This is a genomic window from Treponema peruense (assembly GCF_016117655.1).
In the GTDB taxonomy this organism is placed as follows: domain Bacteria; phylum Spirochaetota; class Spirochaetia; order Treponematales; family Treponemataceae; genus Treponema_D; species Treponema_D peruense.
Genome location: NZ_CP064936.1, coordinates 1791416 through 1814781, shown reverse-complemented (window position 1 = coordinate 1814781; position 23366 = coordinate 1791416). Strand labels below are relative to the sequence as shown.

Annotated in this window: 27 protein-coding genes; 13 read left to right on the top strand and 14 right to left on the bottom strand. The window is 42.2% G+C overall.

Going from position 1 to position 23366, the window contains the following annotated elements; genetic code table 11:
* The first annotated feature begins 72 nt into the window (after nucleotides 1-72).
* A complete protein-coding gene (locus tag IWA51_RS08390) occupies nucleotides 73-369 on the top strand; it encodes a Trp family transcriptional regulator (RefSeq protein ID WP_177528106.1) in 297 nt (98 codons plus the stop codon).
* A 13-nt stretch (nucleotides 370-382) separates the two neighbouring features.
* Here the strand turns inward: IWA51_RS08390 and IWA51_RS08385 are convergent, their stop codons facing one another.
* The 3 genes from IWA51_RS08385 to IWA51_RS08375 form a co-directional block, all read right to left on the bottom strand.
* The gene (locus tag IWA51_RS08385) at nucleotides 383-823 is read right to left on the bottom strand and encodes a Fur family transcriptional regulator (RefSeq protein ID WP_230402632.1); all 441 of its coding nucleotides are present in this window, start codon (nucleotides 821-823) and stop codon (nucleotides 383-385) included.
* A gap of 16 nt (nucleotides 824-839) precedes the next feature.
* The gene (locus IWA51_RS08380) at nucleotides 840-1379 is read right to left on the bottom strand and encodes a ferritin family protein (RefSeq protein ID WP_177528104.1); all 540 of its coding nucleotides are present in this window, start codon (nucleotides 1377-1379) and stop codon (nucleotides 840-842) included.
* Nucleotides 1380-1448: 69 nt separating this feature from the next.
* Nucleotides 1449-2162 carry an IMP cyclohydrolase gene (locus IWA51_RS08375; RefSeq protein WP_198442083.1) on the bottom strand — a complete coding sequence of 238 codons (714 nt, stop codon included), beginning with the start codon at nucleotides 2160-2162 and terminating at the stop codon, nucleotides 1449-1451.
* 84 nt (nucleotides 2163-2246) lie between these two features.
* On the opposite strand from IWA51_RS08375, the gene IWA51_RS08370 reads away from it, so the two are divergent.
* From IWA51_RS08370 to IWA51_RS08345, 6 genes are all read left to right on the top strand, one after another.
* On the top strand, nucleotides 2247-3371 hold the full coding sequence (locus tag IWA51_RS08370; RefSeq protein ID WP_177528102.1) for a DUF2974 domain-containing protein: 1125 nt from the start codon (nucleotides 2247-2249) through the stop codon (nucleotides 3369-3371).
* A gap of 12 nt (nucleotides 3372-3383) precedes the next feature.
* Nucleotides 3384-5207: a dihydroorotate dehydrogenase gene (locus tag IWA51_RS08365; protein ID WP_198442082.1), complete on the top strand. Its 1824-nt coding sequence runs from the start codon at nucleotides 3384-3386 to the stop codon at nucleotides 5205-5207.
* Nucleotides 5208-5304: 97 nt separating this feature from the next.
* The gene (locus IWA51_RS08360; protein WP_177528100.1) at nucleotides 5305-5649 is read left to right on the top strand and encodes an FHA domain-containing protein; all 345 of its coding nucleotides are present in this window, start codon (nucleotides 5305-5307) and stop codon (nucleotides 5647-5649) included.
* A 1-nt stretch (nucleotide 5650) separates the two neighbouring features.
* The gene (locus IWA51_RS08355) at nucleotides 5651-6676 is read left to right on the top strand and encodes a metallophosphoesterase family protein (protein WP_198442081.1); all 1026 of its coding nucleotides are present in this window, start codon (nucleotides 5651-5653) and stop codon (nucleotides 6674-6676) included.
* A 291-nt stretch (nucleotides 6677-6967) separates the two neighbouring features.
* Nucleotides 6968-8614 (top strand): serine/threonine protein kinase, encoded by a 1647-nt coding sequence (locus IWA51_RS08350; protein WP_177528997.1) that lies wholly within the window; start codon nucleotides 6968-6970, stop codon nucleotides 8612-8614.
* A gap of 1 nt (nucleotide 8615) precedes the next feature.
* The gene (locus IWA51_RS08345) at nucleotides 8616-9401 is read left to right on the top strand and encodes a helix-turn-helix domain-containing protein (RefSeq protein WP_177528996.1); all 786 of its coding nucleotides are present in this window, start codon (nucleotides 8616-8618) and stop codon (nucleotides 9399-9401) included.
* Nucleotides 9402-9462: 61 nt separating this feature from the next.
* On the opposite strand, the gene IWA51_RS08340 is transcribed toward IWA51_RS08345, so the two are convergent.
* Complete coding sequence (locus IWA51_RS08340) at nucleotides 9463-10932, bottom strand: nicotinate phosphoribosyltransferase (protein WP_177528995.1); 1470 nt, start codon at nucleotides 10930-10932, stop codon at nucleotides 9463-9465.
* Nucleotides 10933-11048: 116 nt separating this feature from the next.
* Nucleotides 11049-11981 carry an SDR family NAD(P)-dependent oxidoreductase gene (locus IWA51_RS08335; protein ID WP_198442080.1) on the bottom strand — a complete coding sequence of 311 codons (933 nt, stop codon included), beginning with the start codon at nucleotides 11979-11981 and terminating at the stop codon, nucleotides 11049-11051.
* Nucleotides 11982-12118: 137 nt separating this feature from the next.
* On the opposite strand from IWA51_RS08335, the gene IWA51_RS08330 reads away from it, so the two are divergent.
* The 3 genes from IWA51_RS08330 (at nucleotide 12119) to IWA51_RS08320 (ending at nucleotide 15591) form a co-directional block, all read left to right on the top strand.
* A complete protein-coding gene (locus IWA51_RS08330; RefSeq protein ID WP_198442079.1) occupies nucleotides 12119-13348 on the top strand; it encodes a glycoside hydrolase family 3 N-terminal domain-containing protein in 1230 nt (409 codons plus the stop codon).
* Nucleotides 13335-14234, top strand: coding sequence for an RsmB/NOP family class I SAM-dependent RNA methyltransferase (locus tag IWA51_RS08325; protein WP_198442078.1), 900 nt, complete (start codon nucleotides 13335-13337; stop codon nucleotides 14232-14234). The genes IWA51_RS08330 and IWA51_RS08325 overlap by 14 nt, the downstream gene beginning before the upstream one ends.
* A 103-nt stretch (nucleotides 14235-14337) precedes the next feature.
* Entirely contained in the window at nucleotides 14338-15591 is a 1254-nt protein-coding gene (locus IWA51_RS08320) for an HD domain-containing phosphohydrolase (RefSeq protein WP_198442077.1), read from the top strand.
* A 45-nt stretch (nucleotides 15592-15636) separates the two neighbouring features.
* Here IWA51_RS08320 and IWA51_RS08315 read toward each other — a convergent pair whose 3' ends face one another.
* The 8 genes from IWA51_RS08315 to IWA51_RS08280 all read right to left on the bottom strand — a co-directional run bounded on the left by IWA51_RS08315 (nucleotide 15637) and on the right by IWA51_RS08280 (nucleotide 20084).
* Nucleotides 15637-16110, bottom strand: coding sequence for a DUF188 domain-containing protein (locus IWA51_RS08315; RefSeq protein WP_198442076.1), 474 nt, complete (start codon nucleotides 16108-16110; stop codon nucleotides 15637-15639).
* Nucleotides 16107-16415: a cell division protein ZapA gene (zapA, locus tag IWA51_RS08310; protein ID WP_177528989.1), complete on the bottom strand. Its 309-nt coding sequence runs from the start codon at nucleotides 16413-16415 to the stop codon at nucleotides 16107-16109. The genes IWA51_RS08315 and zapA overlap by 4 nt, the downstream gene beginning before the upstream one ends.
* 15 nt (nucleotides 16416-16430) lie before the next feature.
* Entirely contained in the window at nucleotides 16431-16970 is a 540-nt protein-coding gene (gene zapB, locus IWA51_RS08305; protein WP_198442075.1) for a cell division protein ZapB, read from the bottom strand.
* A 2-nt stretch (nucleotides 16971-16972) separates the two neighbouring features.
* A complete protein-coding gene (gene rplT / locus IWA51_RS08300) occupies nucleotides 16973-17332 on the bottom strand; it encodes a 50S ribosomal protein L20 (RefSeq protein ID WP_177528987.1) in 360 nt (119 codons plus the stop codon).
* A gap of 29 nt (nucleotides 17333-17361) precedes the next feature.
* Complete coding sequence (rpmI, locus tag IWA51_RS08295) at nucleotides 17362-17562, bottom strand: 50S ribosomal protein L35 (protein WP_177528986.1); 201 nt, start codon at nucleotides 17560-17562, stop codon at nucleotides 17362-17364.
* An 11-nt stretch (nucleotides 17563-17573) separates the two neighbouring features.
* A complete protein-coding gene (gene infC / locus IWA51_RS08290) occupies nucleotides 17574-18098 on the bottom strand; it encodes a translation initiation factor IF-3 (protein WP_177528985.1) in 525 nt (174 codons plus the stop codon).
* 161 nt (nucleotides 18099-18259) lie between these two features.
* A complete protein-coding gene (locus IWA51_RS08285; protein ID WP_177528984.1) occupies nucleotides 18260-18931 on the bottom strand; it encodes a hypothetical protein in 672 nt (223 codons plus the stop codon).
* A 151-nt stretch (nucleotides 18932-19082) separates the two neighbouring features.
* Nucleotides 19083-20084, bottom strand: coding sequence for a class II fructose-bisphosphate aldolase (locus IWA51_RS08280; protein ID WP_177528983.1), 1002 nt, complete (start codon nucleotides 20082-20084; stop codon nucleotides 19083-19085).
* Between the two features lie 288 nt (nucleotides 20085-20372).
* On the opposite strand from IWA51_RS08280, the gene IWA51_RS08275 reads away from it, so the two are divergent.
* Both IWA51_RS08275 and IWA51_RS08270 read left to right on the top strand, forming a co-directional pair.
* Entirely contained in the window at nucleotides 20373-21134 is a 762-nt protein-coding gene (locus tag IWA51_RS08275) for a flagellar filament outer layer protein FlaA (protein WP_198442074.1), read from the top strand.
* A 15-nt stretch (nucleotides 21135-21149) separates the two neighbouring features.
* Nucleotides 21150-21875, top strand: a complete 726-nt coding sequence (locus tag IWA51_RS08270; protein ID WP_198442073.1) for a flagellar filament outer layer protein FlaA — start codon at nucleotides 21150-21152, stop codon at nucleotides 21873-21875.
* A 94-nt stretch (nucleotides 21876-21969) separates the two neighbouring features.
* On the opposite strand, the gene IWA51_RS08265 is transcribed toward IWA51_RS08270, so the two are convergent.
* Nucleotides 21970-22698: a DUF8091 domain-containing protein gene (locus IWA51_RS08265; RefSeq protein ID WP_198442072.1), complete on the bottom strand. Its 729-nt coding sequence runs from the start codon at nucleotides 22696-22698 to the stop codon at nucleotides 21970-21972.
* 207 nt (nucleotides 22699-22905) lie between these two features.
* Between IWA51_RS08265 and mraZ the strand changes: the two genes are divergently transcribed.
* Nucleotides 22906-23349: a division/cell wall cluster transcriptional repressor MraZ gene (gene mraZ, locus IWA51_RS08260; protein ID WP_177528979.1), complete on the top strand. Its 444-nt coding sequence runs from the start codon at nucleotides 22906-22908 to the stop codon at nucleotides 23347-23349.
* Nucleotides 23350-23366: the final 17 nt, after the last annotated feature.

Below are 23366 nucleotides of genomic sequence, written 5' to 3'. Positions count from 1 at the left end.
CACGAAAGAATAGTGTACATTTTGTAATATTTGTATTATTATATAGTATCTGCAAATAAAAACGAGGTTCCAATGGACGAAGAAAACCGTTATCCTGATTCAATCATGGAGATTTGTCAGCTTCTTGCAAAGACAGACGACAGTCAGCTTATTTTTGATTTTTTTGAATGTCTTTTTACCAGGGCTGAACTCAGGGATTTTTCAAACAGGTGGAATCTTGTAAAGGAACTTGATGCCGGAACAACGCAACGTGAAATTGCACGCAAATACGGAATGTCACTGTGCAACATAACCCGCGGCTCAAAGGAAATGAAAAAAGCAGATTCAGCCTTTGTGCGTATGCTTGAAAAGCTTAAGGAAACACACTGAAGCTGGCTGAAAATCAGTTTTTACAGTCCGAACCGCATTCTGTGCATATTCCCCAGACGTTGAATTCAATTTTTTTTACCGTAAATCCTGCGGGAACAGTCTGGATTTTGTTTTCTTCAATCTGTGTAAAAAAATCTTTGTTGAATATATCAAAAACTTTCTGACATTTTGTGCATTTGAAGTGAATATGGTCCGAAGTGTCTGCATCATAGCGTATTTCGTCACTTTCTATCATGACATTGCGCACAAGATTTTTCTGGCTGAACAGATGCAACGTATTGTAGACCGTAGTTTTTGAAAGGGTAGGATATTCCGGGGACAAAGCCATGTATACTGTATCTGCAGTAGGATGTACTTTGTTCTCCGAAATATACCTGTATATGGCAGTTCTCTGTACGGACGGTCTTATTCCGTGTTCTTCGAGTTTTTTTGCATAGATTAAGTCGTCCGACAATTTATACCGCCTTTTTTTAGTTGAAGTAACGTGCGAGAAGTCCCTTGAATCCTGCTCCGTGGCGGGCTTCATCCTTTGCCATTTCATGAACAGTGTCGTGAATAGCATCGTATCCGAGTTCCTTTGCGCGTTTTGCAAGCATGAGTTTTCCTTCACATGCACCGGCTTCTGCATCTGCTCTCATCTGAAGGTTCTTCTTTGTTGAATCTGTAAGAACGTCTCCAAGAAGTTCTGCAAACTTTGATGCATGTTCTGCTTCTTCAAAGGCATAGCGCTTGTATGCTTCTGCAATTTCGGGGTAACCTTCGCGGTCTGCCTGGCGTGACATTGCTAGATACATTCCGACTTCTGAACATTCACCGTTAAAATTGTCTACAAGACCCTGTACTACTTCTGCATCGAGTCCCTTTGCTGATCCGACCTGGTGCTCACAGGCAAATCCCTTTGATTCTTTCTGCTCTACAAAAGCATTTTTTGCATGACACTGGGGACATACTTCCGGAGCGTTGTCTCCTGTATGTACATAACCGCAAACTTTGCAAACCCATTTCTTCATAATTAAACTCCTTAATTTGTAATCATTACAATAATGATATTATTGCAGTTTTAATTAGATGTCAAGTATTTATTTGTTTTTATTTACAATTCTTGTTTCGGTTTTACCGGTTTCTATGTCGATTGTTCTTACAAAAAGGGAAACTTTGTTTTCTTCGTTGAGTGAGTTCCAGATTGTTGAGGTAATTTCTTCTATATCACCATTGAGTTCAACAAGTTCGGGCTCGCCTTCAAAACTTGGCAGCGGGTTTGCGTTTCCCATGTATGTGTGGATATAGCGTCCCACTCCGGCCCTGGGGTTTTCATAGCTGAATGTGTATCTCTGGCAGGAAGATTCGATTCCGCAGTCGCTTTTGAGTATAGACATGTCCAGTGCAAAGTTTCCGCCGCTTACGTTAAGGCAGGCCGAAATTCTTGGTGTAAAGTTTGGTGCATCGGGCTCGAACTTTCTTGAACGCAGTGACTGCTCGAAGGTTAGTCCGCTTTTCATTCCGTCGTATACTGTATCTGTCTGGTCGCCGTTTGTTACAATTGTATTGTTTCCCAGAACCCTTACCGGTGCGTAAATAATCAGGCTGGGGTCAACAAGTTTTGACGGGTCAAAGGCCTGTGTGCGTATTCCGTCGTTTTCTTCAATAAAAACCCTGTTGCGGCTGTTTTCGCTGCGTCCCATAATCCAGTAAGCTGCAACGGCTTTTTTTGAGTCTGCAGATTTTCCAGCGATGATTCCGCGTCCCGGATACTCGTTCATGGAAAGTGTCTGTGCCAAAGGTTGAATTTTCATTATTTCCCCCAAAAAAGTTTTTTAGTATGCTTATTTGCCTGCGTATTCTACCACAATATGCCGGTTTTGTGCTATATTTTAGTTATGGCAAATATGACTGACTATATTAAATGGCGCGGCGATGTGGGAATGGACAAAATTCCGTTCGGTGAAGTTGATGCCCTTATTCTGTGCCAGCTTAGCTATCTGAACTTTGACGGAATTGTTCCATCAGACTTTTCCCGGAAGATTACACTCAGGCAGGCTGCGTATGACTTTGCAAGGGCAGATGATTACGAAACAAGAAGCGACGTTGGTGCACTTATTAATCCAGACACCGTACAGCTTCTTCAGCTTGCAGGAGAGTCGGAGCGCTTTGGGGAAATAGGTTTGTGCGGTTTTATAAACAAAGTCGAACTTGAACGCGAAGAACAGTTTTCGGCGGTTACCTTTACGCGCGGAAAAAATCTCAATTTTGTTGCGTTCAGGGGAACTGACGACAATATCGTGGGCTGGAAGGAAGATTTTAACCTTGCGTTCATGGACACGGTTCCGTCACAATCTGATGCACTGGCTTATCTTGGCGAAGCTGCACAGTATCTGCGCGGAACAATTATGGTTGGCGGTCACAGCAAGGGGGCAAATCTGGCTCTTTATTCTGCGGTGAATATTCCAAAAAAGATACAGTCGCGCATAAGTGCAGTCTATGCAAATGACGGCCCAGGCTTTAAGAAAGAATTTTTTGAACGCGCTGAATTTGCTGCAATAAAAGACAGACTTCATGCCTATGTTCCGCAGCTTTCTATTGTAGGAATGCTTTTTTCACATGCAGACGGCTATATTACAGTAGATTCTGACGGCCGGGGAATAAGACAGCACGATCCCTTTACATGGCACATTCTTGGCGCACATTTTGTAGAATTGGTCGGCCTTGACGAAGAAAGCGTCTATATTTCGCAGACAGTCAACGGCTGGTTCAATGCACTTACGCAGACACAGCGCGAACTTTTCGTCCAGACTCTGTTCGGGCTTCTTAAAAATGTTGATGTCAGGACAAATTCTGAGTTTACCGAAAACTTCGGTGAAAATCTGTTCAAACTGCTTAAGGCCGCAACAAAGGTAGATTCAGAAACAAGGGAAGCGGTTATGAAAACCGTAAAGCTTCTTGTAAAATACGCATTCAAAAATGTCGGTCAGCTTAAGAAAACACCGGTTTCTTCCGGCTTTTGAAAGGAGAATAATATGGATATAGCAGAAATTGATGAAAAGGGCAGGGGGCTCCTTTTTTTTGGAAACGGAACAGTCACGGAATGCAGTGCTGTAGCAGGACAGGACAATGTATTTCTTCTTGAAACAGAAATTGTTCTTGAACGCGCGCAGCAGCTTACGGCGGTTCCGGGGCAGTTTTATCTTTTGCGTTCTGCCGTAAGTTCGGTGCAGTTTTACCGCCCCATAAGCGTTTACAAAAGCGAAGTAAAAGAAACAAAAAGTGACGGCAGCCGCACAGTGCTTGTAAAATTCCTTATTCTTCAGAAAGGTGAAGGAACACGTGAACTTTGCCATCTTCTGCCGGGAGAAAAAGCAGGTCTTATTGGTCCGCTCGGAAATAAATTTGAACTTCCAAAAGAAATTGAAGCAGCCCCTTCACAAAAACCGCAGATTGCCGTTATTGGAGGCGGAATAGGCGTTGCTCCTGTTGCCAACTTTGCATCATCTCTTGCTGAAGGTTCGTATGATTTTTATGCAAGCTTCAAAAGCGGAGTCTACGGTCTTGAAAATGTAAGGGCTGCAAATACTTATATTACAACCGATGACGGTTCGGCCGGAATAAAAGGAATGCTTCCTTCGGCACTGGATGCAGATAAAATAAGGGCAGCAGGGTACAAATGTCTTTTTGCATGTGGCCCGACCCCTATGCTTGCCTATGTACAGAAAGTTGCAGAAGAAGCAGGCGTACGCTGTTATCTGAGCCTTGAGCGCAAAATGCTGTGCGGTGCAGGTGCCTGTCTTGGCTGTACAATAGAAACAAAGGACGGGAACAGGCGCGTTTGCAAGGACGGCCCTGTCTTTGACTCTTCAATTGTTATTTTCAAAAAGCCTTCATCAGAAAGAAGAAAACCGCTTGCAGAAGGATTAAAGCCCGATCTTTCGGTTTGTGTCGCTGGCGTTAAGTTCAAGAATCCTGTAATTGCCGCTTCTGGAACATTCGGCTTTGGTCAGAATTACCGCGGTTTTTTTGACGTAAATCTTCTTGGCGGAATCTCTTCAAAAGGCTGTACACTTGAACCGCGTAAAGGAAATTCCGGTGAGCGCATAATAGAAGTTGCGTCCGGAGACATAAATTCCATAGGTCTTGAAAACCCAGGAATCCCGCATTTTATTGAACATGAACTTCCCGAAATGATGAAACTGGACTGTGTTTCAATTGCCAATATGGCGGGCTCGGATTTGGACTCTTACGTAAAGGGCGCGGCACTTCTGGACGCAACAGATGTTCCCATGATTGAACTCAACATAAGCTGCCCAAATGTAAAGGCCGGCGGAATGGCATGGGGAATGGACTGTACTGCGGCTGCTTCATGCGTGTCTGCCGTGCGTGCGGTTACAAAAAAGCCGCTTATGGTAAAACTGTCGCCCAATGCACCCGACCTTACAGGGGTTGCCCTTTCGTGTATAGAAGCCGGAGCCGATGCACTGAGCCTTATAAATACAATTCAGGCGACTGCAATAGATATAGAAACTGGCCGCCCCGTGTTTGACAACATCAGAGCCGGTATGTGCGGTCCTGCAATAAAGCCCATTGCTCTGCGCATGGTATACGATGTGGCTCTTGCAGTAAAAAAACTACCGCGTGAAAAACAGGTACCGATTGTGGGTATAGGCGGAATTTCAAACTGGAAAGACGCAGTGGAATTTATCATGGCAGGGGCAACAGCTGTTCAGGTTGGAACGGCAACATTCTCCAACCCGCGCGCCATGCTTGAAATAATTGCGGGACTTGAAGCGTTTATGCAATCCCACGGTTACCATAATATAGAAGAAATGCGCGGAATTGCCCTTGTCTGACAGCATTTGCAAAATAGTGCGGGCTTTGATAACTTAAGTTTTTGGAGCCTTCACTATTTTAATGGACTTTTGAAAAATACTGGGATATACTTTTATTATGTCTGATACAACAATAGTAAATACAAGTCCTTTGGGACAGCATTTGGACAGAATCGCGGAATCACAGCAGGTTTCCTACCTTGTGTTCAATAAAAAAAGAATCCAGCTGGTGGCAAAAATTACTATCGGCCGTGAAACCGACAACAATATTGTGATTGACAGTAAGCTTGCAAGCCGCCATCACTGCGTTATTCAGAAAATAAGGGATGCATATTTCCTTAAAGATGAAAACAGTACAAACGGTACCTTCCTTAACGGTCGCAGGATTCCTTCCGACAAGTACGTAAGGCTCAATCCCGGTGACAAGCTTACAATAGGTTCTTCCAATTTAATAATGGGGTAACATGCCCGTATCATCAGGTTTAACATACGATTTTTTTTCCTCACTGTGCACCGGCAACTTTCCGTCAGAGACTGAACTCATTGAGTCAATGGATACAGCAGTTTCTGTTCTTGAATCCGAAAGTTCCCTTTACAGACCAGCTGCAGATGACGGTACCCCGGGCGGGCTTCTGGACTTTACGGGCAGTGATGTTCCTGTTATTGTAGTTCCCGATCTGCACGGAAGGTATAAATTTTTACTGGATCTTCTTTCATCAGATTCATCGGTAATTCGCTTTGTTCCTTCAGGAATGAATGTGCTTGAAGCCTTGGGGGAAGGGCTTTTGAAAATAGTCTGTCTTGGTGACGGCATTCATTCAGAAACAGATGATGCTTCAGAAAGATGGAAAAAATGCTATGAAGAGTGGGAACACGGAAACTTCTGCGGTTCTGCCATGTGCGACGAAATGCACAGAAATGTTTCTACTATGGGCATTGTAGTTGAACTTAAAAAAGCATTTCCTGAAAACTTCCATTTTCTTAAGGGCAATCATGAAAACATCATGAATGAATTTGGCAACGGGAACTATCCGTTCAGAAAATTCTCTTTGGAAGGCGAGATTACCCGCAGTTTTATGCAGTATATGTTCGGGGACGCGGTACTTCATCTGATAGACTGTTTTGAAAAGACACTGCCGCTTTGTGCTGTATTCAAAAACTTTGCATTAAGCCATGCCGAGCCTGTCAGTGCGTTTACCCGCAGCGAAATAATCAACTGCAGAAAAAATTCCTCAGTCATAGAAGGGCTTACCTGGACACCAAACGGTTCGGCCCTTGAGGGAAGTGTAGTTTCTACTTTTGAATCCGTTAATCCTGGTGCAGAAACTTCGGGTTCAGTCTGGATAGGAGGGCACCGTCCCGTCCGCGGAAAATTTTCCCTGAGGCAAAACGGTTCCTATGTTCAGATTCACAATCCGTATGAAATGAATGTGGCACTTTGCAGTCCGCAGAATAAATTCAATCCGCAGGAAGATATAGTTAGCGTCTAAATAAGGACATTTATAGGAGTGAGTATAAAAAATCCGCCAAAATGGCGTCGGCTTTTTTAACTTAAAGTTTGCGTTGCAAACTTTTTTATTAACTGTACATTCTTACTTCGTTGCGAATGTACGTAAATGTTCATTCCTAAATCTGAAGATTTACTCATGAACATTTATAGGAGGAGTATAAAAAATCCGCCGGAATGTCGTCGGCTTTTTTACCTTAAAGTTTGCGTTGCAAACTTTTTTATTAACTGTACATTCTCACTTCGTTGCGAATGAACATTTATAGGAGGAGTTATGGCTGTTCAGCCTGAGTCTATCGGAAAGTATAAAATTTTGTCGGTCGTTGCCGTAGGTGGAATGGGAACTGTTTACAAAGCTGTTCATCCTTCATTAAAACGGCAGGTTATCATTAAAAAACTCACCCTTAAAAACAAAGGCGGAACAATACGCGAAAGATTCAAGCGTGAGGCACAGATTCTTCTGGACTTGTCAAGCCCTTATGTTGTGCGCATGTTTGATTATTTTACAGAAGGCCGCTCTGACTACATCGTCCTTGAATTTGTAGACGGAATGTCTCTGGACAAGCTTATTGCAAAGCAGGTGTCCCTTCCGCCGCAACTTGCACTTCTTATTTTCCTGGATGCCTGTTACGGACTAAAGCATGCACATGCAAAAGGAATTGTACACCGTGACATTAAGCCTGGCAATATTCTTATTTCAAGGCGTGCAGAAGTCAAACTTGCAGATTTTGGCATAGCAGGCGGTGAAAAAGAATCTGTAACTGTTGCTGACGAAACCGGACCATCAGCCTCTTCTGCAACTACAGCAGCAGAATCAGGAACAGCAATTACTATGGCCGGAACAACTTTGGGAACACCTGCGTATATGTCGCCGGAACAGCTCGATGATTCAAGTTCGGTAGACCAGCGTGCAGATATTTATTCTATGGGCGTTATGCTTTATGAAATGGTAACCGGAACAAAGCCTTTTTCAGGAGATATGAGTGCGCAGAGTATTGCAAAAATCAAAAAAGGAGACTATATTCCGCCTGCAAAACTCGATAAAACTCTTCCGCATATAGTGCGTTTCCTGATTAAAAAAATGATGAAGCCCAATCCCGCGAGACGATTTCAGACAATAGATCCGGTAATTGTGCGCATAAGACGGTACTTAAAGCATTACGATACGCATTCAGTCCGTATTTCACTTGCACAGGCTGTAATTGCGTCCCATCCGTTTGAACTTCCGCAGTATCAGAAGAAAAAGCGTCCTGCACTCAGGGCATTTCTTATTCTTTCGGCAGCAGCTCTTTTTATAAGCGGTTCGGTTCTTGCGTGGAACAACGGAATATTCCACAGAACAATTTTAAGCCCGTGGTTCAGAAGTATTACTCTTACTATGGAAATGCCGTCGACCGCTAGTGTTGATGCCGACCTTCCTGCAAGGGCATTCTTTTTTGTAAATGACAACAAGGACATTCCTGAAGTTTCAGGCACAAGAAGAATTTTTACTGCGTCAAAAGACAGTTCCGCATCTAAAAAAAATATTGAATACAAAACGCGCGCTGTTTTCCTTAGACCCGGTGAATACAGAATAAAAATTGCTGAAGGACCTTATGTCTGGTGGGGGGCGCTTACTGTTGCCAGCGAAAACTGTGACATAAAGCTGGACTTTCTTAAAAACGCCAGCCGCAAACTCAAGATACATACTGTTGCCTTTGATTCTGAAACTTCAGAAAATATTACTTCAAAGACAAAGTTTATGGTTCAGTCCGGGGCAAAATGGATTCCGCTTGAAAAACTGGACACTTCTTCTTTACGAACCGGAACCGTTTACAAAATACTTGCGGTAAGTGAAGGTTACGAAGATGAATATTTCAGTCTGCTTGTGGACTGGTATCAGGATGAATTGTTTATAAACAGCAGCCTTCGGAAAAAATAAAATGTCAGTTTACCTGCTTACGAAACATGATCAGATCGGTGTTTTTAAAAAAATTGCCGCCTGCATAGAAACGCCTTCAAGTAAAGTTGTTTTGTTTACGGAACCGACAGAACTTGACATCGCACTTAATCTTGCTCCTCCCGATGAAGTTGAACTTGTGCTTATGGACTGCCGTTTTTTTCAGATGGACTTATACAATCCGTATATGTATATGGCAAAAAGGGCAAGGCCTGTTCCGCTTGTAATTTATAACGATCCGTATCCTCAGCCAGAAAACCGCGTAGCATACTGGATTGTAAAAAACAGACACTATCTTTCTGCACTTTTAAAGGAAGATGCTTTGGACAACATCAAAAATATCCTTGATATTATACAGGGTGCCCTTATGACAGAAGAAATCGGGCCTTATGTTTCTGTTGTTTGTCCTGCAAAAAAATATCTGACGGCTGAAGGAACTTATGTTGCCTTTGACCCGGAAAAATTCAGGAAAAAGCATTTTATCATGCCTTCACGCTTTAAGCTGTTTGAATATTTATATGCGAACATTGAACAGGTTGTTTCTGAAGAAGACATATGCATGCATCTCTGGAACACATACAATGATAACGTTCGAAAAAATCTGTATACGTATATCCATGATTTAAGACAGATTTTTCTTAAAGAAACAGATCTCATTTTCAGAATCGACAGGTATAAAATGAAGCATTACAGACTTAATGTTACACTCGGGGAAACAAACCGCTATGAAATACCTCCGGATCTTTTTTCTGACTATTCAATGCATTAAGTAATTTTCCGCTTCCATAAAAAAAGGGTTGCCACTTATGACAGCCCTTTTTTACTAAAAATTATTTTATATTTGCCTTAATGAAGGAAAGCTTCAGATCCTTGAGCTTTTCTGTCATTGAGACCTTGTATATATGGGGATTAAGAATTCTCTTGTAGGAAGGATCGAGTGTCGCTGTTTCCTGGCGCATTCTTTTTCTTGCAAGCTGAAGCTGTTCCGCATCGGGAAGCCTTTCTTTGATTCTTTTACCATCGGCAATCTTTTTTGTAAGCATGGGTTTTACAGAAGCAGCCGTGAAAGAAAACTGTCTGTAGTCTACCATTGGGTGATAGTAACGGTATTCTTTGCCGCTTTCAACGGTTTCGCCTTCAAGTGCAAGAATGTCTGCGCGTGCCATTCCGTTTTCGTCGTAAAGGCGCCATACATTTTTTATTCCCGGGTTTGTGTTCTTTGCCGGATTGTCACTGAATTTCATTGCAGGAATCATTTCGTCGGTTTTCTGGTCATGTCTTGCCGCAAGTTTGTATACGCCTGTAAAACTGGACTCATCGCCGCCGGTTACCATGTGCGTTCCGACACCCCAGCTTGCTATAGGTGCATTCTGCTGGACAAGTGTTTCTATGATTTCTTCGGTAAGTTCATTTGAAACAGAAATAAATGCCTGTGGGAAACCGGCGTTGTCCAGTTCCTTTCTTACTTCCTGGGTAAGATAAGATATGTCTCCTGAGTCAAGGCGTACACCAAAGTTGTAGCCCTGTTCAACAAGTTTTGCCCCGGCTTTTATTGCATTTTTGATTCCGCTTTTAAGGGTATCATAAGTGTCAATCAGAAAGACTGTTTTGTCAGGATAAATTTTTGCGTATGCTTCAAAAGCTTCAAGTTCTGACGGGAAAGACATAATCCACGAATGGGCCATTGTTCCCATAACAGGAATTCCGTAAAGTTTTCCTGCAAGGGTATTGCTTGTTCCTGCAGCGCCACCAATATAAGAAGCCCTTGTTGCGCTCATTGCACCGTCAGGTCCCTGTGCTCTTCTGAGACCGAATTCCATTATGTTTCCTTGTTTGCTTGCCAGCCATACTCTTGCAGTTTTTGTTGCAATAAGACTCTGGAAGTTGCAGTGGTTAAGCACAAGTCCTTCAATAATCTGCGCTTCAATAAGATTTGCATGTATTCTTACAAGCGGTTCCTGAGGGAAAATAACCGAACCTTCTTCAAAGGAATACAAGTCGCCGCTGAAGTGAAAGTCCCTCAGATAATCCAGAAATCCTTTTTCAAAAATTCCCTGCTGCGAAAGATACTCTATGTCGTCGTCGCTGAAAGAAAATTCCGTAAGCGAATCTATAAGTGTTTCTATTCCTGCAAAAATACTGAATCCACCGTTAAAGGGCTGCCTTCTGAAAAACATGTCAAAGACAACCTGCTGGTTCATATTCTGAAGCCAGTAGCCCTGGGCCATTGTAAGTTCGTAAAAATCTGTAAAAAGGGCACTTTTGCTTGGTGCTCTTTCTTCTGTGTGTGTCGGTTTCATTATCGTTCTCCAAAAATCTGACAGGACGATTTTCTTTAGAGTGCACAGACAGTATCTGCTGCGTACAGCCGGCGTCCTTATTTTGTTCTACAGTATATACTTATGCTTTACAAAAGTCAATTTGAAGGCCTTTTGCAGAATAAGTAGGTCATGCGCGCGCCAAAATACCTGCCCACAAAACGGCTGGCTGCTGCCTTGAATTTCCACTTGAATGTCCACATTGAATAAAGCTTTCCTTTTCTGGAACAGCGTATTGCGTGTTCGACTGTTTTTTCGGGGGAAACACCGTGGCGCACTTCTTTTCTTGCACCTTTTGAAGCAATGTCAGCAAATTCCGTACTTACGGGACCGGGGCAGAGTGCCGTCACTTTTATTCCCTTGTCCTTAAGTTCTGCTGCAAGTGCAACAGTAAGGCTTAGTACAAATGCCTTGCATGCTCCGTAAACTGCAAAATTTCCCAGCGGAAGAAAAGAAGCCAGGCTTGCTGTATTTATTATTCTTGATCCCCTTTCCATGTACGGGAGTGCAAATCCTGTAAGGCCGGTAAGGGAAGTGCAGTCTGTGTCTACCATGTCCATTTCGCGAACTGTGTCTGTTTTTGCAAACTCTCCGTATGTTCCGAATCCTGCGTTGTTTACAAGAACATTTATGCGCAGATCTTTGTCGTTAAGTTCTTCGTTTTTCAGAAGTTCGTTTACTTTAATGGCGCCGTCCCTTCCGCAAAGATCAACTGCAAATACTTTGATTTCGGGGTAAAGGTTATTGCAGAGTCCCGACCGTACGGCTCTGCTTTCCGAATTGAATTTTTCTGCCTGTATGTCAATTTCCTTTGCAACTTCAAGAAGCCTTTCTTGGCGTCTGGCAATAATCCATATTTCGTCAGATGCCTGCTGCCTGAGTTTTTCTGCCTCTCTGATTCCGCTTTTTGTTGCTCCTGACAAAAGTAAAAGTGATTTTTCTGTAAAGCATGCACTTTCCATGGCGAGCTGCTTTGCAAAACATGTTCCCATTCCGCTTGAAGCACCGGTAACTATTGATATTCTTTTCATAATTGAATTCTATATCAAATGAGCTTTGTTTTCAATGAGGGCTAATTACATTTACGGTCACTTGTGTACATTAACGCCTGTTAACGCATACAAGTGCAGTTGTTGTAAAATTATGCTATTTTTTTTATAATTCAGTAATGGTAAATAAATCCGGAATTTTAAAATGTTTCTTTGCAGTTGCCGTTCTTTTTCTTTCAAATGCTGCTGCCGACGACATAGACAATTATCTTGCGTCTCTTTCCGAAGCCGATGCCGCAGCCCAGATGTTTCTTGTCAATATAGAAGGCAATTCCAGCTACTCTGCGGTAGAAGAAATAGACGAAAGCCCGCTTGTTCCGGGCGGATGCATTTTGTTTTCATTTAATATCGCTCCTTCTGCAGAACAAATTATTTCCTATACTTCATCGGTTGCATCTTACTGCAAAAAAAACAACAAGCCCGTGCCTTATATTGCCATAGACCAGGAAGGCGGCCTTGTAAACAGACTGCGTGATATTACAAGTCCGCTACCGTCAGAAAGCCGCCTTGCTGCAAGGGTAAGTCCGTCATCTGCCGCAGAAATTTATTCAGCCCAGGCACGCCAGCTTCGTGCGCTTGGTATTACGATGAATCTTGCTCCTGTTGCCGAGCCTTCTGTTGAGTCCAATAAAGATTTTCTTGGTACAAGAAGTTTTGGTTCCGTTGCAAATGCGTGCGTTTATTCCTTTGTTGCAATAAGTGCTTATGAAAAAAACGGAGTCGGTTCCGTATTGAAACATTTTCCGGGAAATACAAATACAGATCCCCATACAGGACTTCCTTTTATTGAACTGTCCTTAAAAGAACTGAAAGAAAATTTTATTGTTCCGTTTGCTTTTGCTCTGGAAAGCAGCCCGTCTGCTGTTCTTATGTCACATGCGGTAACAAAAGTTGCAGATTCCAAAACGCCTGCTTGTCTGAGTGAATACTGGACACGTGAAGTCCTTCAGAAACAGCTTGGTTACGGCGGCCTTATAATAAGTGATGATATTTTTATGAAAGCCCTAGCCGACAATGGTTTCCCTCCTGAAAAAGCTGTGCTGATGGCCGTTCGCGCCGGAGTAGACGTAATTATGCTGAGTGAAAAAAAGTTTGCGGATGTAGTTTCAATTCTTCTTTCCTATGCGCACGCAGACAAGTCTTTTTCCGAAAGTCTTAAAAAATCACAGCGCAAAATTATTGAATTCAAACTGTCAAAGGGAATACTCAAAAGGCAGAATGGTAAAATTGTTTCTGCACAGGCAGTTGATTCTGAACAGTCAGTCCGGGACTTTTATTCTGCCAAAAAAGAAGGCGATGAACTTTACAGACAGTTATTCCTTAACGGAGATTTGAATGAAAAAAAATAAAAATTCAGAAAACAGGGGTGCCGCCGGATTCGACGCATATTATACAGAAGTGTATGGTCCGCGGTGGAATACTCTTAAAAATGCGCTTTCCGCAGAATCCCTTCGCGCAGGAATATGTTATCCTTCAAAAAAAGAATATTTTCTTGATCCTGCAAGTTTATGCGCCGCTCTTTGTCTTCCGTGTTCGTCTTCGTCCAGGAATTTTGACATGTGTGCAGCTCCCGGCGGAAAATCTCTTGTCCTGGCCGGCTGCATGAATGAAGAAGCCTCTCTTTTTTCAAACGAACGCTCGGCACCAAGAAAGAAACGTCTTGATTCGGTTCTTGCAGAATCCCTCGAAGATTCTGTTCTGCAAAGAGTCCGTACTTTTTGCGGTGATGCAGCCGTAAGATGCCGCCGCGAAACTGAATGCTATGACAGCATTCTTCTTGATGCACCGTGTTCAAGCGAAAGACATGTTCTTGCAGACCCGCGCTACCTTTGCGAATGGTCTCCTGCAAGAATAAAAACTCTTTCCATGGAACAGTGGGCTCTTCTTTCATCTGCATGGAAAATGCTTGCGCCGGGAGGGTTTATCCTTTATGCAACCTGCGCGCTTGCTCCAAAAGAAAATGACGGAACAATCCAGCGTCTTTTGAAAAAGAATCCCGAAGCCCGGATTTGTACACGGGAAACAATCCGGAGTATCATGACAGAAAATCTTTCCCGCGCAAAATTCAGCATTAAACTTCCAGCTTCCTGTTCTGTAGAATCTGTATTTGACAGTGCAGAAAGTACAGAAAACGGACTGCATGTTCTTCCCGATACTTCGGGCGGGTATGGGCCCTTGTATTTTTCGCTTATACACAAACCTTTCGCGCAAACAGAAAACGGCGGCCAGTGCTGAAAGTGCAATAATTGTTGCTTGTAAATTTATATTATTTTGATTATAATAAATTTAATTCAGCCTGAATTGAATGTTTAGGATTTGTATTTTGTCGGGAAGTAAAATGGACGATACTAATACGCAGCAACTTATTACTCAAATAGAAAACCGTCTCAAAGAAATAAAGGACATAGATGTTCTTCTTGAAAATATTCTTTCCGGTGCCCGCGAGATTGTAAATGCTGATGCGGGTTCAATTTATGAGTATGATAAAAACGAAGAAATCCTGCGTATACGTTACAGCCAGAATGATACCATTCAAAAAAGACTCCCGAAAGGTGAAAAACTTCCCTATGAAATGAAGTCCGTTAAACCCGACTTTTCTACAATAGCAGGTTACTGTTTGAAATCCCGACGCACCGTTAATGTTGCCGATGTCTACAATATGTCCGAATACATGGACAGCGATCATCTGGAAAAACGGTCGTTCAGTTTTAACAATGCCCTTGATCTTAAAAACGGTTACAGAACAAAGTCCATGCTTGCTGTTCCGCTTTTAATGACAAACGGAACAGTTCTTGGTGTACTTCAGATAATAAATGCACAGAATGAAAAAGGCGAAGTAATACCCTTTGACTCCGATGCTGAATTCTATCTTTCACAGTTTGCCGGAAAAATCGGTACAATTTATGAATACGCATATCTTACACGTCAGGGAATTGACCGTCTTGTAAAAATGGCAGGATTCCGTGATCCAAAAGAAACTGGTGCCCATGTAGAAAGGGTTTCGTGTTTTGCGCTTGAAATTTATGACCGTTATGCCGCAAACAAAAATATTCCTGAAAAAGAGCGCAATAAATTCCGCGACAACCTTAAGCTGGCTGCACGCTGCCATGATATAGGAAAAGTTGCAGTACCCGACGGAATTCTCAAAAAACAGGGGCTTCTTGACGAAAGAGAACGCGATATAATGAAAGGCCACACATGTGTAGGCGCGCAGATTTTTACTCCGGTAGAAAATGATGTTGACCAGATGGCCTGCGACGTTTGTCTTCATCACCACGACAGATGGGACGGTGGTAACAGGGGGTATCCTGGAAACTATGACTACCGTGAATATATTCCTGAAACAGAAATGCCGCACGAAATAGAGCAGGCTCTGAAAGGAAAAGAAATACCTCTTTCTGCAAGAATTGTTGCCCTCGCTGACGTTTACGATGCTCTTCGCAATAAAAGATGCTATAAAGATGCGTGGGGAATGACAGAAACATTTGAAGAAATTGAGTCTCAAAGGGAGCGGCAGTTTGATCCCGAACTGGTCGATGCTTTTATGCAGATAAAAGACCGCCTTGAAGATATAAACCGTTCAATCAATTAAAAAAAACAGGAATCGTTCCGGTGTTTCCTTTCAGAAAACAGCAGTTCAGTTTACAGAAAGGTCTGCAATTTCTTTAAGAGAACTTTCAAAGCATTTGCAAAAAGCATTTGTTTCCTTTTCGCCGAATGTAGAAAAAGAACCGCCGCCGTGCAATCCCAAAGACTGCATCTGCATGCTTAATTCCCTTTGTTCAAGCATTTCTTCAATATTTTTTGAATCAAACCTTGTTCCCCTGTCATTTATTGCACGTTTGCCGCTCTGAACAAGTCTTTTTGCAAAAAGAATGTCCCTTGTAATAATCAGGTCGTCTTTTGTTGACTGTTCAAAAATCCAGTCGTCAGCAGCATCTTTGTGTCCGTCGCAAATCTGCATAAAAAAAAGGGGATTCTGGGTGGTGAAGGGGATGTTTCTGTTGGCAACAAAAAACAGTTCCATGCTGTTTTTTACGGCCGCCTTTTGAATAATAGATTTTATTTTTTTTGGACAGGAATCTGCATCTACAAAAATTCTTCCTTTCATTCAACAGCTTCCGTTATTTTATTGATCATTTCTTCTGTAAGCCGCATAACTTCACTGTCGTTTTTTTCTTTTTGTGGATTTTCTGAATTGAGTCTGGCATTAAGCTGCTTTTCTTTGTAAAGCTCGTCAACAAGTGATATTCCTGCAAGAATGCTTATCTTGAGAGGATCAGAAAGTTTGCCTGATTTTTTGATTGTGTCAGTTATTTCCCTGTAATAGTTCAAAAGTTTCTGAAGATATTCATCATCTTCATTTGCCTGAGCCGAAAAAGCCGTACCTAAAATTTTGATCTGGAGTTTTCCCATCAAAACCTCCGGCTGTTAAAAAATATCGAACTGTCCGTTGAGTTCCTCAGCTGTCTGCTGGGATTTTTGATTCTGTTCTTTGGAAGCCAGTTCAGACTGTTCTGAAGTTTCCTGTGCAGGTTCTTCTTCTGTTACAGCAACTTCTGCTGTTGTTGTGTCTGCAACATTTTCTTCCTGATTATTTTCCTGAATATTTGTATTCTGCTCTTCTGCCTGATTTTCTTCAGAAGAAGGCTGTGCAGGGGGAACAGCAGTATTTTCTTCTGCTGTATTGTTTTGCATTGAACCGTCCTCCTGTGAGAGAACAGAATTCTCTACCGCAGAAAGGCGGTTCAGTGCTTTAAGAATTCCTTCCTCGATCTGGCTCTGTGCAGATTCCAAACTTGTGACCAACTCCGATTTGTCAGAAAGCGCTTTTGTGAGCTCAGTACACTTTGTGCGCAGAGCATCGTTTTCTTCCGTCAGCTGTGAAACCTGAACCTTGAGGGCATCAATCTTTTCTACAGCGGTCTCAACTTTTTCCTGAAGCAATAAAACCTGATCGAGTGAAATCATAATTATGCCTTAAGTGCGTTTTTGGCTACTTCGACAACAGCCTTGAAAGCAGTTGTATCTTCAATAGCCATGTTGCTCAATGCCTTGCGGTTAAGAGTTACACCGGCTTTTGAAAGACCGTCAATAAAGCGGCTGTAAGTGATTCCTTCTGCGCGGACAGCAGCGTTAATACGTGCAATCCAAAGTCTGCGGTAATCACGCTTCTTGTTGCGGCGTCCTGAATATGAATGGTCAAGTGCCTTTACAACTGCGTCTTTTGCTGCCTTGTAGTTGGACTTTCTGTCACCCTTAAAACCCTTTGCAAGCTTAAGAAGCTTTACACGGCGGTTCTTGCGTTTTGTTCCATCTATTGCTCTAGACATCTTTTACTCCTGTCAATTCCAAAGATAAATCAGCCGTATGGAAGCTGCTGTTTGCGGATTCTTGCTGCTGAATCCTCAGAGAGAATTCCTGCATGGCGAAGATGCATCTTTCTTTTTGGCGATCTCTTTGTCAAAATATGACGAAGATTCATTTTCTTGTACTTTACTTTTCCCGTACCAGTTAAGGAGAAGCGCTTTGCTGACGCTTTCTTTGTTTTCATCTTAGGCATAACAATTACCTCTACTTTTTGGCTTTTGAGCTTAGTGTCATTGACATAAATCTTCCGTCCATTGCGGCAGGCTTTTCAATAACATACGAGCCTTCGGTAAGCCGTTTTTCAACCTCTTTCAGGACATCAAAGCCGAGTTCTGTGTGGGCAAGTTCACGTCCGCGGAAACGGATTGTTACTTTTACCTTTGCGCCCTCGTCAAGAAATTCCTGGGCATGCTTGGCTTTCGTATCAAGGTCGCCTGAGCCGATTTTTGGCTGCATACGAATTTCCTTAATCTTAAGTACTTTTTGATTCTTCTTGGAGTCACGGAGTTTTTTCTCCTGTTCGAACCGATACTTTCCGAAATCCATTATCTTGCAAACCGGCGGATTTGCGTTAGGCGAAACTTCTACAAGGTCGAGCTCGCGCTCCTTTGCCATTCTGAGGGCTTCTATTGTAGGGACAATTCCCTTCTGTTCACCTTCATCATCAATGAGTCTGATCTCACGTACGCGTATCTGTTCGTTTACGCGCATACCTTTATTGTCTGCCAACGATCCTCCCTGAGCTGATATAGCTCTTGTATGCAAAATATTTGTATAGCATAGAATTAATAATAACAGAATTTACTGTTCTTTGTCTAGAGTGAATTCAATTAGCTGCAGAAAATTCTTCCTTAAAATACGTTCGATTAAGTGAAGATAATTGAATTCTTCTACATACTCATAAAAATAGGCTGCCGTTCACTCTTTTTTTCATCATTCAGGTTCAATATATAGAAGATAAATGACAAAACAATAAAAATACAGGCCAGCGGAATGTAAATTAATGCGCTTACCCTGAACATCCACATTGTTCTTATTGCTCCCGGAACTGCCATTGCCGCAAGAACTGCAGCACAGAACAGAATGAATTTAACCGTCTGTTTTTTTGTGAATGAAAGATAAGCTTTTTTTATCAGTACGCAAATCAGAATCACCGAAAAGAGTGTTAACAGCGGTGACATAATGAGCATGAACAAAGACTCTGTTTCGCTGCAGGATACAGAAAAATAGGGCACCATTGTTGAATATGCGCTGGCAAAATATGGAAGTGCAGCATGAATTTTGTATTCTGCAGTATCTTTTGAAAAAAGAAGGCCCACAGCACTCAGTAGCAGAAGCGGTATAAGGTTTTCTTCAATAAAAATACAAAGGAATTCTGATGCCGGTCCTGAATTTGCCGCATCAGGAGAAAAAATAAGGAATTCCTTTACGCAGCATATTACCGCACCAAGCAGAAAACCTGTGATAAGAGCCGGAATATAGGATTTGAACTGATATTTTTTGTCTGTTAAACAGAACCATGCCAGAAAAGCAGGCACGGCAAGAAAAAGAAATGCATACATACGGTAAGTCTAGCATATATCTACGCCGTGATTCAATAACTGAAGGAATATAACTTTGCAGATATGTATAAAGTAAAAGAAGCTGAATACCCGGTGTAATTCCGGCGGATATCCAGCTTCTTTGTCAGTCTTGTTTATTTACTATAGAAGACTATTTGTCAAAAGCATGTCCTGCAGAACCAAGAACTTCAATATTCTTGTGCATGTACATCTTCTTGAGTTCCTCACGTGCAGGTCCAAGGTATTCGCGAGGGTCGAATTTACTTGGGTTTTCTGCAAAGAACTTGCGGATAGCTGCTGTCATTGCAAGGCGTCCGTCAGAGTCGATGTTGATCTTGCATACTGCAGACTGTGCAGCCTTGCGGAGCTGTTCTTCAGGAATTCCTACAGAATCAGGAATTTTTCCACCGAACTGCTCGATGATTCTTACGTATTCAATCGGAACAGATGAAGATCCGTGAAGAACAATCGGGAATCCTGGGAGCTTCTTCTCTACGCCTTCAAGAACGTCAAATGCAAGTGGCGGTGGAACAAGAACTCCATCGGCATTGCGTGTGCACTGTTCCGGTGTGAACTTGCATCTTCCGTGTGATGTTCCGATAGAAATTGCGAGTGAATCTACTCCTGTCTTTGATACGAAGTCCTGAACTTCTTCGGGCTTTGTGTAGTGGCTTTCTGCTGCAGCAACGTCATCCTCAACACCTGCGAGAACTCCGAGTTCACCTTCTACTGTTACGTCGAACTGGTGTGCATAGTCAACAACCTTCTTTGTAACAGCAACGTTTTCATCGTATGGAAGTGCAGAACCGTCAATCATTACTGATGAGAATCCGTTGTCGATACAGTCTTTTGCAACTTCAAAGTTTGGACCGTGGTCAAGGTGAAGTACAATAGGAATATCTGCACCGAGTTCATGGGCATACTCTACAGCTCCGCGTGCCATGTTGCGAAGGATGTACTTGTCTGCATAGGCGCGTGCACCCTTTGAAACCTGAAGAATTACAGGTGACTTTGTCTCTACGCAAGCCTGGATGATAGCCTGCATCTGCTCCATGTTGTTGAAGTTGTAAGCCGGAACAGCATAGTGTCCCTTCATTGCCATTTCGAACAAATGTTTTGTGTTTACAAGTCCGATGTCTTTGTAACTGAACATATATTTCTCCTGTTGAATTAGAATAGGGTATTCCGAAATTTACGGAACGTCCCTTAATATGCGTTGTGTTAAGAATAGTCTATTTAAAGTTAAAATTCAAGACAAAAAAAAATCCTGCCGGCCTTCAAATCGTTTGACAAAGAAGTCGTGTGCAAATATAATGAAGGGAAATACTGATAATACTTTTTGACGGAATTTTCCGCTAAAGAGATTAATATTATCTGACGATATGTAAATAAGGTGTTTTCCGCAACTAAGATATGGAAGGCATGATTCAAGGAGATTTGAATGAAAAAGGGCGTAGTTATTTTCGGTAGCCTGATTTTTGCGCTTGCGTTATGCGTGCCGGTTGTTGCCCAGCCAAGTGCCAAGGCTGTGGAGACAATTGTAATTGATAATTTTGACACCGAAGGTGCTCAGGAATATCTTTGTGGCGGTCAGACCTATAACTGGACATGGGGAGTTCAGACAAGCCGCTTTGTAACGGAAGGATATCCTCTTGTAAAGATGTTCGATGGAATTCCCAATTCCCTCCGTCCGTACCAGAAGGAAGGTGTTACACCGCAGGTTCTTGGTTTAAAGATAAAGTTTGACAGAAAGGGAGACAACTGGTTTGAAGTATTTCCCAAGTCAAATGATGAAATAACCGAGATTCCTTTTATTGGTACAGTTACGCAGATTGATTTCTGGGTATGGGGTGCCAACTATAACTATAATCTTGAAATTCTTCTTCGCGATGCAGATGGTCGCGTTCATACAATCAAGGCAGGAAACCTTGCATTCCAGGGATGGCGCAATGTTGTTGTAAATGTTCCGGGATATATCCGCCAGCATTCAAGAATCCGCTCAGGCCGCAGAAACCTTACTTTTGTAGGATTCAGAGTACGCACAGATGCAGATGAAGCTGTAGATGATTATGTAATTTACTTTGATCAGTTGAAGTATACTACAAATACCCTGTCAAACATTTACGATGGATATGAGCTTAAGGATGCCGACTTTGGTGATTCCGACAGTACAGAGACAGTCAGCACTGACGCTGCAAAATAAGGACGGTAAATAATTATGAAAAAATTGCATTTTGCGGTTATGGCCGCTTTGATTTTGTCCGGAGCTTCAGTTTTTGCACAGACAGATTCTCTTTCTGAGCCTGATGCTTCAAATATCGGTAACGACAGTGCCAAGCAGGCTCTTAGAGAAGTAAGTGTTGACCGTTTTGAAAGGGAAGGTTCGTGGAATGTTCATATTTCACCCGATTACGGTGTTATTTCCGGCCGCCTTTTTGACGGAAGTCCGCTTGCAAAGGAACCTCTTGAAGATGCAGACAATCAGGAAATGGAAGATACAAAAGTTTTTGGTGTAAAGACAGAATTCTTCCGCCGTGGTGTTAATTCTTTCTATATTACTGCAGCACGTCCTATTCCTATTGAAGGAGTAACAAAGACTGTTTCTGTCTGGGTTTGCGGACGCAATATGGGTCACCAGATGTGGCTTTTGGTTCAGGATTACAACGGAAACAATTTTGAAATCTGGATGGGTTCACTTGAGTTCAGCGGATGGAAGAAACTTACTACAGCAATTCCACCTTCACCGGACGGAGAGCACGGAATTATCCAGCAGAGTGTTTACCATGGAGACAAACCCGGTCTTCGCATTGTAGGATTCAGAGTAGACTGCAATCCTATGGAAGCAAAGGGTTCTTTCTATATGTACCTGGATGACATACGCGCGGTTACTGACTTGTATGATATTCAGAATCGTGATGAAGACGATATGATGGACAACTGGTAACAAGACCTTTTTGTCTTACAACCCGGTTCTTAAGGTGGTTTCACTTTTTGAGCCGGGTTTTTTGTTTTTGAATTTATTCTGTTCCGAAGTAATTTTATTTCTGAAGGCCGCTTTTTATTCTGTATATTTTATGGCGGCCGTTTTTTTCTATAAATTCAATTAAGCCGGTTTTTATACAGACCCAGACAAAAAGTCTTATTTCATTTTCTTTTATTCCCGGAATATTTTTCTTTGCGCACAAAAGAAGGTCTTTGACACAAAACATTTGCGGCAGATCTTTTGGAATGAGATTCAGGTAACTTCGGGTGCCGTTAAAAATATGTTCTGTTCCTGTGTCTTCGAGTCGTTTTCCGGTTTTTAACCAGTTTTTTCTGAATCGGCGCCTGTTGTTTTTTGACTGGACGCATAATTCAGTCTGTTCCCTTTCTTCTGTAATTGTTGACTCATGTACAATGAGTGTAAACTTTGGATCGAGCAGAACTGAGGTGAGGCCGGTCAGCTCTTTGAATATACTGTAAATATTTTTTGAAACAGGGCTTTTTCTTCTGGAAACAAGACAGCCGTCTTTTTTTGTTTCTATATATTTTTTTGCGGCAAGAGGATATACAACGGTTACATTTCTTTTTGCGGCCAGATATTTTGTTATCTTGGGCAAAAGGGATGAAAGGCTTCCGGTCTGGATTTCAATTATTTCGCCGTCTGGTCTTATTATGTCTGCAATGTATCCTTCTGCCGGCTGTTCCATAACACTTCCTTCTGTTTTGTTTGCATAGATTCTTTTTAATGTTTTGTGAAGGTGTGTTTCGTTTAGTGTGTTTATCATTATTTTACTGCAGAATATTTTTTGAAAATCAAGGCGGGACTGTTCTGCCGGAACTTTCCTATACATTTTTAAAGTTTTTATTTGAAAAAATCAATATCAGATTAACAAAATTATAAGTATCGGCATTTTTCCGCATTGACATTATAAAAAAAGTTGATAAAATGGTTGGTAAGTGGGAAATAGTGGGTAAAAGTGGTGAGTAGTGGCATGGAAATGCTTATCGGTGAATATTGCAATACGCTTGATGAAAAGGGAAGAATTCTTTTTCCGGCCAAGTTGCGTTCTGTTTTGCAGCAGGAAGTTCTCATGGTAACGCAGGGTCTTGATCACTGTCTCATGCTTTTTACGATGGAGGAGTGGGCTTCTTTGAACGAAAAGATACTTGGTTCCGCTTCTTTGTTTAATGATCAAAAACGTCTTGTTCTGCGCAGGTTTATTGCTCCAGCGCAAAAATTGGAATTTGACCGTTCGGGTCGCCTTTCTATACCCCAAAGTCTTAGGGAATACGCAGGTCTTTCCGGAGAATGCACAATTCTTGGTATAAACAAATACATGGAATTGTGGGATTCTGCCAGTTACCGCGATTATCTCGAAAAGACTGAAAGTTCGTTCCAGCAGGCCGCAGAAAGTATGAGCGGAATTCTACTGTGATTTTAATGAAGTTTTGC